Genomic DNA, 434 nt, shown 5'->3' with positions numbered 1-434 from the left:
CCGCCAAGGCTCCTGCCGGTGCGCCCGCAGGCGCTCCTGCCCCCGCGCCGAAGCCGATGTCAGACGATCAGGTGCTGAAGCTGTTCGCGGAAGGCTCTTACGAACTCGTTCCGCACGACAATATGCGCAAGACCATTGCGCGCCGGCTGGTCGAGGCCAAGAGCACCATTCCGCATTTCTATCTGACGCTCGACTGCGAGCTCGATGCGCTGCTCGCGCTGCGCACGCAGCTCAACGCCGCGGCCCCAATGCGGAAAACCGAGAAGGGCGAGGTCCCGGCCTACAAGCTCTCGGTCAACGACATGGTGATCAAGGCGATGGCGATGGCGCTGATGGCGGTGCCGGACGCCAACGCCTCCTGGACCGAAAACGCCATGGTCAAGCACAAGCACGCCGATGTCGGCGTCGCCGTGTCGATACCCGGCGGCCTGATC

The 434-nt window shown here is 65.2% G+C and carries 1 protein-coding gene; it reads left to right on the top strand.

Annotation, left to right across the window (positions count from 1 at the left end):
- The coding region (locus EOA60_RS37060; protein WP_206628492.1) for a 2-oxo acid dehydrogenase subunit E2 at positions 1–434 on the top strand (434 nt) is incomplete at both ends.

Origin of the sequence: Mesorhizobium sp. M1A.F.Ca.IN.020.06.1.1 (genome assembly GCF_004023265.1) — a bacterium.
GTDB lineage: Bacteria > Pseudomonadota > Alphaproteobacteria > Rhizobiales > Rhizobiaceae > Mesorhizobium.
Note: the sequence above shows the minus strand (reverse complement) of the source record. Positions and strands in the feature narration are given on the sequence as shown.